The organism is Pseudomonas morbosilactucae (genome assembly GCF_023241665.1).
GTDB classification, from domain to species: domain Bacteria; phylum Pseudomonadota; class Gammaproteobacteria; order Pseudomonadales; family Pseudomonadaceae; genus Aquipseudomonas; species Aquipseudomonas morbosilactucae.
In genome coordinates this window covers 1-7115 of the sequence record NZ_JALQCX010000109.1, presented here as the reverse complement: position 1 = coordinate 7115, position 7115 = coordinate 1, and the positions used below count along the sequence as shown (strand labels likewise).

Below are 7115 nucleotides of genomic sequence, written 5' to 3'. Positions count from 1 at the left end.
CGATGGCGGTCTCAAGATGGCGCCAAGGCCTCGGCCCCCATCGCCGGCAAGCCGGCTCCTACAGGATGTGCACCTCGCTTTTGTAGGAGCTGGCTTGCCAGCGATGGCGGTCTCAAATCGTGCTCAAACCAGAGGGCCGCTTCGCCAGCAAGCCACCCTTGAAAAGGGCACCGCCCGGTGGTCCGGGCGGTGGGTTTACTGGGCCGGTTGGGCCTTCATTTTTTCGGCAATCTTGGCATCCACCGCTTCGCGGATCTGGTCGATGCTGAAGCTCGCCGGTTTCTGGCTGGGCGGGTATTCGATAAAGGTTTGCAGGAACTTAGCCGCTTTGGTGGTGGCCACGGCGACCAGGTACACGTTCTTGGTCGACCAGTCGTAATACTGATCGGAAACCACGTCGGCACGTTCATAGGGGTCCATGCGCAGGTTGAAGATCTTCGGCACGCGCAGCGGTGTGAACGGGTTGCTCCATACCGCAAAACCGCCCGGCGCACGCTGTTCGGCGAACACCGCTTTCCAGTTGCCGAAGCGCATCGAGACCAGCATGCCGTCGTCGTTGAAGTAGTAGAACTCCTTGCGCTCGCCGGCAGGCTGTTGCCCGGTCAGGTAGGGCAGTTGGTTATAGCCGTCCAGGTGCACCTTGAAGTTGGCCCCGCCCGTGCTGGGCGCCCAGCCTTTGAGCAGCTTGTCCTTGACCTCGGTGTCACCCGCCGCCGCGAGCAGGGTGGGGAACCAGTCGAGGCCGGAGAACATTTCATTGGAAACCTCCCCGGGCTTGATCTTGCCCGGCCAGCGAATCATCGCCGGCACCCGGTAGGCGCCTTCCCAGTTGGAGTTCTTCTCGTTGCGGAACGGTGTGGTCGCCGCGTCCGGCCAGGAGAACTGGTTGGGGCCGTTGTCGGTGGTGTAGACCACGATGGTGTTGTCGGTGATCTTCAAGTCGTCGAGGGTCTTCAACAGTTTGCCGACGTCGCCGTCATGCTCGACCATGCCGTCCGCGTACTCGTTGCCGGGCATGCCGCTCTGGCCCTTCATCGAGTCGCGCACATGGGTGAACAGGTGCATGCGCGTGGTGTTCATCCAGACGAAGAACGGCTTGTCGGCCTTGGCCTGTTTCTCGATAAAGGCCTGGGCCGCGGCAGTGGTTTCGTCGTCGATGGTTTCCATGCGCTTGGTGGTCAGGGCGCCGGTGTCTTCGACCTTGCCGTCGGCGAAGCTGTGGATCACCCCGCGTGGCGAGTTGGCCTTGACGAAGTCGGGGTCATCCTTGGGCCAGTAGGGGCGCTCGGGTTCCTCTTCGGCGTTGAGGTGGTAGAGGTTGCCGAAGAACTCGTCGAAGCCGTGCTGGGTGGGCAGGTATTCATCCTTGTCGCCCAGGTGGTTCTTGCCGAACTGGCCGGTGGCATAGCCCTGGGACTTGAGCGCCTGGGCGATGGTGATGTCGCGTTTTTGCAGGCCCACGGTGGCGCCGGGCGCACCCACCTTGGACAGGCCCGTGCGCAGCGGCGTCTGCCCAGTGATAAAGGACGAACGCCCGGCGGTGCAGCTGTTCTCCGCGTAATAGTCGGTGAACAACATACCTTCCTTGGCAATCCGGTCGATGTTCGGCGTCTTGTAGCCGACCACACCCATGGAATAGGCGCTGATGTTGGTCTGGCCGATGTCGTCGCCGAAAATCACCAGGATGTTGGGCTTTTCAGCCGCCCCGGCGGTTGCCGAGAGGGCCATCACCGAGGCCGCCAGCAGCGCGGCCTGAGGTAACCACTTGCGTATGCGAGTCATCTGACTTGCTCCTTTTTGCTTGAGTCGCGTTCGGCGACCAACGTTGAGTGCGGTCCTGCGTTACGTTTCTGGTTACTGCACTTGCTCGGGAGAGGCGCTCTCGAAGGGGTAGATCCGGCGCCATTCGGACGCCATGTCGACGATAGTCCAGCCTCGTTGTTTGGCTTCATCCAGGGCCTTGTCCAGGCGCCCGATTTGGGATTGACGGTCATAGGCCCACTCGCGCTTGGCGTCGGTGTGGTGCACCAGCCCCATAAAGCGCTTGCCACTGCCGGCGGCGGTCCACTGCAGCATTTGCAGGTCGCCGTCGGAGTTGCCGAAGGCCAGCAGCGGGCGCCGGCCGATCACTGCGTCGATGCTTTCCGGCTTGCCCGGGCCGTCGTCGTTGTGGGCCAGCTTGGGCGTGCGCAGGATCGACGGCTGGCCGTCCCTGAGCTGCCACTGGGTGACGAAGGTGGTGCCGATCACCTGTTCCGGGGGGATGCCGTACACCGTTTCGGCAAAGGCCCGCATAAAGGCCGTGTCGCCGCCAGAGACGATGTAGGTCTTGAAGTCCTGGCTGCGCAGGTAATCGAGCATCTCCAGCATCGGCTGGTAAATCATGTCGGTGTAGGGCTTGCCGGTTTTCGGGTGACGGGCCAGGCCGAGCCAGGCCTTGGCGTTGCCGATAAACGCCTCGGTGCTGATCCCGGTATGGGTCGCGGCGATGATCTGCAGCAGGCCGTTCATGCCGCTGGCGGCCAGGGCCTGATGGTCGTTTTCCAGCACCGCCTTGAACGGCTGGGTGGTTTTCCATTCCGGGTGCTGGGGCGCCAGACGCTTGACTTCGTCGAAGGCGAACAGCACCTGGAAGTAGGCCGGCTGCTCGCTCCACAGGGTGCCGTCGTTATCGAATACGGCAATGCGTTCCTGGGGTTTGACGTAGTCCTTGCCGCCCTGGGTGGTGACCGCCTGGACGAATTCGATGATCCCGCGCTTGGTCGGTCCGTCGTTCCAGGAGGGCAAGGGGTCGTTAGCCTGGGCCAGTATCGGCAGGAGCAGAAGCAGCAGGCAGGCCAGGGCCTGGCGGGGGCGCAGTGGGTTGAATGGCGTCATGGGAAGTCCTTCTCTTGACCGGGGTTGAGGGGGCGCAAGGCGTGGGCGGTGCTGCGGTGTTGAGGGGTGGCTTGCCGGGCCAGGCTGGGCAGGGCCTGGCGCAGTTGGCGCAAGGCGTCGGCGCGGTTGTCCTGGCGGCCGTAGCAGGCGCGCAACAGCCCTTGCAGGCGCGGGCCGAGGCTGGCCAGGTCGAGGCGGTGCTGCAGGCGTTTGCGCCACAGGTACAGGGCGCCGAACTGGCCCTGTTCGAGTTGCCCTGGAACCTGCCGCCAGGCGTACCCGGGGGATTGCTCCCAGGTGGCCCGGCGCGTGTGGCGCCAGCGCTGCAAGGCCTGCCGGGCGCGCTGCCACCACGGCCGGGCCAGGTAACCGCCGAGGCCCAGCAGCGCGCACAAGGCCAACAGGCCCAGCAGGTGCTGGGACAGCTGCAAACGGGTCGGCTGCCCCAGGCGCTTGAGGTCTTCGGTGATGGAGAAGACTGGCCGGTAGCCGCTGTTGGCCAGGGCCTCGAAGGTGTAGCCGGGCACTTGGGCCACCTGCAGTTGCTGCTGGCCGCTGTTCCACCATTTGACCTGGATCGGCGGCAGGCTGTGGTGGCCTTCGCGGTCGATGCGGTAGGTGACGCTGTCGATGCGTTGCCCGCCGCTGACGCCCCCGCGGCCGTCATCCAGGTTGCTGATGCGCGGTGGATGGGGGTAACGCCCCAGACCCGGGCTGTCGGCCAAGACCGGCGCTGGCAGGGACAGGCCTAGGGGCCCATCGGCTTGCAGGATCAGCCCCCGGGTCAGGCTGTCGCCGACCTTGAGCGGGGTGGCCGAGGCGCTGATCTTCTGGCTCAGACGCAGCCCCTGGGCCACCAGCACCGTTTCCCCGGGGGCGACGCCCGGCACGGGGCGCGCGTTGAAGCGCAGGGGCTGGGTCTGGGCGCTGAGTTCGGTGCTGGCCTGGCCCGGGGTGGCGCGCACGGTGATGGCCGGGATCTCGAAGCTTTGCGCCTGCTGCGCGGTGATGCGGTAGGTGTAGCGCAAGCCGGTGAGGGTTTGGCCGTGCAGGTCTTGGGTCATGTGCTGGGCTTCGCTGCTTGGGGGCATGACCAGGGCTCCCTCAAGCTGCAGGGCCGGCAGTTGGGCGGCGCCGGTAAACCAGCTGTTGGTCAGCACATCCACTTGCAGTTGCAGGGTTTGTCCGACCACCACGCTGTCGCCCGGGTCAAGATGGCTGTGCACCCACAGCTGAGGTTCATCCGCCAGGGCCACGCCGCTGAGCCAGAGCCCCAGAACCAAGGTGGCGTATCGAAGGGCATTCATGGCGTCACCGGCTGGGCGTCGAGGTCTTGCAGGCTGAACTTGTGCCGCAAAAACTGCGCCGGCGAGGTGCTGAGGTTCTGCAGCCACAGGTCGTCGTTGCTCGCCTGCTGGGTTTGCACGGCCTTGCTCTGGCCCTTGCCGGGCGCCTTGTCGAATTTGATGGCGTCAGGCTTGACCTCAGGGGCGTTCTGCTCGGCGCTCTCGGTGTCTTTTTTCAAGGCGATGGCCAGGGCCAGGTTGGTGCTGGCTTCGGGGAACTGGGGCTGCACCTTCAGGGCCTGTTGGTAGGCGGCGATGGCCTGGTCGAACTTGAAGCGCCGCACATGGATATTGCCCAGGTAGAAATACGCCGGCGCGCTGTCCAGCCGGGCAAAGCTGGCCAGGGCCAGGTCGTAGTCGGCGGCCTGGTAGGCGGCGATGCCTTTCCAGTAGGGGTCGACAAACAGCACGGCCGCTGCCGGGTAATGCCCGTGTTCGAAGGCCCAGCGGCCCTGCTGGTCAGGGGTGAAAAACGCATCGCTCAAAGTATTGGCTTCGGCGCTCGCCGGTGGCAGGCCGAGGCCCAGCGCCAGGATCAGGCTCGCCAGCCAGTTCAGGCTCCAGCCCCGGCGCACGCACACGCCGGCAATCAGCAGCAAGGGCCAGCACAGCCAGTAACCGGCGTCTTGCCATTGCAGCGTGTGCTCGGGGTCACTAGCGGCTTCAAAGTGCTGCTGGGCGTGGCCTTCGATCCAGTCCAGGTCATCGTCGTTGAGGGTCAGGCTGCCCAGAGGCGCATCCAGGGCCGAGGCCAGTTGCTTGAGGGCGGCACCGTCGAACGGCCCCAGGGCCGGGCGGCCGGTGCTGTCGGTGCGCGGTTGGCCGCTGGCGTCGCGGATGACCCCGCCGTCCTGACTGCCGGCGGCCAGGACCAGCACCTGTAACGGGCTGCCCTTGAGCCGTGCCGGCAGCCCGGCGAGCTGGGTGGTGTCGGCGCCGTCGGTGATCAGCAGCAGGCTGGCTGGGGTCGGTGGTGCCCCCAGCAGGCGCTTGGCCTGATCGATCACTGCGGCCACGTCCTTGCCGGGGCGTTCGATCAGGTCGCTGCTCAGGGCCTGGATAAAGCTGTCCAGCAGGGCCGGGTCGTCGGTGGCGGGCAGTACAAGATGGGCGCTGCCGGCATAGGCGATCAACGCGGTGCGGGCGCCGCTGCGGCGTTGGATCAGCTCATGCAGCTTGTGCTTGGCCGCCTCCAGGCGGGTCGGCGCCAGGTCGCTGGCGTCCATGCTCGGCGACAGGTCGAGGGCGATGATCAGCGGCGCGCGGTTTTCCAGGAAGTCGGGGCGGTCCTGCTGCCAGGTCGGCCCGGCGGTCGCCAGCCCGCCCAGCACCAGCAAGGCGCAGGCCAGGTGCACCGGACGCAGGCGCTGGTGGTCCTCGGGGGTGATCAGCAAATGGGGCAGCAGGTGCGGGGCGATGTTGCCCCGCAGGCACCGGCGCAGGTCGTGGTTGTGGAGCCAGAGCAGGGGCAGCAGGGCGCCGAACAGGCTCAGCAGCAGCCAGCCGGGGCGCAGGAAGTGCAGGGCGCTGAGGTTGATGTCCATTCAGGCCTCCTGCCGCTGGCGCGCGAGGGCCAGGTGCGGCCACAGCAGGGCCAGCAGGTGATACAGAGCCAGCAGGCCGATGGCCGCGCCCAGGGGCCAGAAGAACAGGTCGCGCTTGGGCTGATGGCTGAGGGTCTGTACCTGGTGCGGTGTGATGCGGTCCAGGGTGGCGTAGACCTGTTCCAGGGCGTTGCGGTCCTCGGCACGGAAATAGCGGCCGCCGGTGCTGCTGGCGATCTGTTGCAGGGCGCCGAGGTTGACCTTGGCCTCGCCGTCGGCATTCGGGTCGCCGATGCCGATGGTGTGGATCACCACCCCTTTGGCGGCGGCCATGGCGGCGGCGCGCTCGGGGGGGATGGCGCTGCTGGTGTCGTTGCCGTCGGTGAGCAGGATCAGCACTTTTTCCCGTTCATGGGCCTGGTCCAGCAGCTTCAGGGCCACGCCAATGGCATCGCCGATGGCAGTGTTGGGGCCGGCCATGCCGATGCCGGTGTCGTCCAGCAGCAGGTCGAGGCTGGCGTGGTCCAGGGTCAGGGGCGCCTGGGGATAGGCGCCGCTGCCGAACACGATCAGCCCCAGGCGGTCGTCCTTGCGCTGCTGGATAAAGCCGTGGACCACTTGCTTGACCGCGGCCAGGCGGTTGATTTTCTGGCCGTTGGCGTCGTTGAAGTCGGTGGTTTCCATGGACTGGGAAATGTCGATGGCCAGCATCAGGTCACGCACCGGTTGCTGGTGCACGATGGGTTTCTCCACCCACACCGGCCGTGCCGCCGCCAGCAGCACCAGGGCCCAGACCAGCAGGTTGAGCAGCCATTGCCCACGGTTTTCGCGGCTGCCAGCCTGTTGCGGGGCCTGGCCGATGGCCCGGCTCATGGCCCCAAAAAACGGCACCCGCACCGCACTGCGCGCTTCGCGGTAAGCCGGCAAATAGTGGTAGCCAAGCCAGGGCAGGGGCAGCAAGAGTAACAGCCAGGGGTAGTCAAACTGCCACATGACGTTGCTCCCGCCGAACATCGGTCAGTACCGCCCTCTTAGAAACCGGCTTGCCGGCGATAGCGATTTCGAGGGCGCCGTCGCTGGCAAGCCAGCTCCTACAGGTGTGGGACAGGACGGGATCGCTCGGGTAAACCACGGCCTTTGTAGGAGCCGGCTTGCCGGCGATAGCGATTGTGAGGACGCCATCGCTGGCAAGCCAGCTCCTACAGGTGTGGGACAGGACGGGATCGCTCGGGTAAGCCATGGCCTTTGTAGGAACCGGCTTGCCGGCGATAGCGATTGTGAGGACGCCATCGCTGGCAAGCCAGCGCCTACGGGTGTGGGGCAGGTCGGGATCGCTCGGGTAAGCCAC

Annotated in this window: 6 protein-coding genes; all 6 read right to left on the bottom strand. The window is 66.0% G+C overall.

The features are described 5' to 3' along the window. Positions 1-195: 195 nt before the first annotated feature. Positions 196-1782 (bottom strand): arylsulfatase, encoded by a 1587-nt coding sequence (locus M1B35_RS31860; RefSeq protein ID WP_123332532.1) that lies wholly within the window; start codon positions 1780-1782, stop codon positions 196-198. Positions 1783-1854: 72 nt separating this feature from the next. Beyond that, positions 1855-2877 (bottom strand): HAD family hydrolase, encoded by a 1023-nt coding sequence (locus M1B35_RS31855; RefSeq protein WP_123332534.1) that lies wholly within the window; start codon positions 2875-2877, stop codon positions 1855-1857. Continuing rightward, on the bottom strand, positions 2874-4184 hold the full coding sequence (locus M1B35_RS31850; protein ID WP_268264074.1) for a BatD family protein: 1311 nt from the start codon (positions 4182-4184) through the stop codon (positions 2874-2876). The genes M1B35_RS31855 and M1B35_RS31850 overlap by 4 nt, the downstream gene beginning before the upstream one ends. Next, a complete protein-coding gene (locus tag M1B35_RS31845; protein ID WP_268264073.1) occupies positions 4181-5767 on the bottom strand; it encodes a VWA domain-containing protein in 1587 nt (528 codons plus the stop codon). The genes M1B35_RS31850 and M1B35_RS31845 overlap by 4 nt, the downstream gene beginning before the upstream one ends. Beyond that, positions 5768-6760, bottom strand: a complete 993-nt coding sequence (locus tag M1B35_RS31840; RefSeq protein ID WP_268264072.1) for a vWA domain-containing protein — start codon at positions 6758-6760, stop codon at positions 5768-5770. Then, positions 6747-7115, bottom strand: a 369-nt coding sequence (locus M1B35_RS31835) for a LamG domain-containing protein (protein WP_268264071.1), incomplete at its 5' end; no start/stop codon positions are given. The genes M1B35_RS31835 and M1B35_RS31840, both read right to left, overlap by 14 nt.

What these genes read in the sequence shown, in the direction of transcription:
- M1B35_RS31855 (WP_123332534.1), bottom strand. Translation starts at nt 2,877, where the DNA reads ATGACGCCATTCAACCCACTGCGCCCCCGCCAGGCCCTGGCCTGCCTG.
- M1B35_RS31845 (WP_268264073.1), bottom strand. Translation starts at nt 5,767, where the DNA reads ATGGACATCAACCTCAGCGCCCTGCACTTCCTGCGCCCCGGCTGGCTG.
- M1B35_RS31840 (WP_268264072.1), bottom strand. Translation starts at nt 6,760, where the DNA reads ATGTGGCAGTTTGACTACCCCTGGCTGTTACTCTTGCTGCCCCTGCCC.
- M1B35_RS31860 (WP_123332532.1), bottom strand. Translation starts at nt 1,782, where the DNA reads ATGACTCGCATACGCAAGTGGTTACCTCAGGCCGCGCTGCTGGCGGCC.
- M1B35_RS31850 (WP_268264074.1), bottom strand. Translation starts at nt 4,184, where the DNA reads ATGAATGCCCTTCGATACGCCACCTTGGTTCTGGGGCTCTGGCTCAGC.